This is a genomic window from Shewanella sp. 11B5, assembly GCF_002836795.1.
Taxonomy (GTDB): Bacteria; Pseudomonadota; Gammaproteobacteria; order Enterobacterales; family Shewanellaceae; genus Shewanella; species Shewanella frigidimarina.
Map to the genome: position 1 here is coordinate 1 of NZ_PJAP01000019.1, position 1,532 is coordinate 1,532.

General features: G+C 42.6%; 2 protein-coding genes. Both read left to right on the forward strand.

Annotation, left to right across the window (positions count from 1 at the left end):
* Positions 1-495: dTMP kinase (tmk, locus tag CXF78_RS00120; RefSeq protein WP_102035648.1), on the forward strand; the 495-nt coding region annotated here is incomplete at its 5' end.
* A 28-nt stretch (positions 496-523) separates the two neighbouring features.
* On the forward strand, positions 524-1,507 hold the full coding sequence (gene holB / locus CXF78_RS00125; protein WP_102035649.1) for a DNA polymerase III subunit delta': 984 nt from the start codon (positions 524-526) through the stop codon (positions 1,505-1,507).
* The last annotated feature ends 25 nt before the right edge of the window (positions 1,508-1,532 follow it).

Here is a 1,532-nt window from a genome sequence, read left to right on the forward strand (position 1 = left end):
AAAATGCGCGATTTAGTTAAAATTGCCGATGAGACAGATCCATTATGCGATGAAGCAGAATGCTTACTCATTTATGCAGCGCGAACACAATTAATCGCCAATGTTATTAAACCAGCGTTGTCTGTGGGTCAATGGGTACTTGGCGATAGACACAATCTGTCATCATTAGCTTATCAAGGTGGTGGCCGAGGGTTAATGCCATTAGTCAAAGCGGTCAGTGATGCTTGCTTACGAGGTTTTAAACCCGATCTCACTTTATATTTGGATATTGATCCAACGTTAGGCTTAAGCCGTGCAGCCAGTCGTGGCGAGCTTGATAGAATAGAGCAACAAGCGATTGATTTTTTTGAGCGAGCCAGACGAACCTACTTACAATTAGCGCATGAAGATGACAGCATTGTGGTGATTGATGCCAGTCAATCCATGGAACAAGTGCATAATGATATTGGTATACAATTACAACGCCATTTATCCACTCTGATGAGTGAGCAGTGATTGATATTAAAAGGGATAATGTGCCGACATGAGTGATTATCAGATTGACCAGCTACCTTGGTTAGCCGATCCACATCAGCGTTTTGTTGACCAGCATTATCGAGGCAAAAGCAGTCATGCGCATTTGTTCAACATCGATAAAGCATTAGGGGGCGATAAGCTCGCTAAGGCCGCAGCGCAAACTGTGCTTTGCCAGCAACTCACTCCGGTTGGTGCTTGTGGCCAGTGTAAAAGTTGTTTGTTATTGGCAGCCGGTAATCACCCTGATTTATACATTATTGAGCCAGATGGCAACCAAATTAAAGTCGATCAAATTCGTCAACTCTGCCAAGCGTTAACTCAAACGGCTCAGCAAGGTGGCGCACGTGTAGCTATAATCGTTAATGCCGAACGTTTAAATTTGGCGGCGGCTAATGCATTATTGAAAACCCTTGAAGAACCTGGTGATGATGTTGTGCTCATTTTACAAACCAATACATCTGCCCAGTTATTAGCGACTATCACCAGCCGCTGTCAAACGCTTAATTTTGTTGAGCCAACTAAGCATGAAATCCATCAATGGTTAGCGACGCAGCAGTTGTTACCGCCAGCCAACGCCGATGGCAAAATCCATGATGTTACATGGTGTCTTAGTGTTGTTGGTGGCCCTCTTGCGTTAGCAAACAGTTTAACCAGCCAGCATTATCAGCAACTGCTGACATTTCGCCAAGATTGGGCTCAAAGTTTACAAACGGGTCATTTAAGCAATAGTTTATTAAAGGTGTCTGAGCAACAAATTGTTGATGCACTTAATGTTTTGTATTTGTACTTGCGCCAATATGTGTTAAAAAGTAATAAGGTAAAAACTGAAAATACGAGTCGTCAGTCATTAAATCCACTGGTTCAATCAAAAGTCATTGAACTTGCTGGGCGTGTGATGATCATGTGTCATAGACTTGAAACAATGCCGAGTGTGAACGCGCCAGCCTTGTGTCAACAATATGTGCTCACATTTAGACAGTTGACCCATTAAAACGTTTTTATATTGATTTTTAACC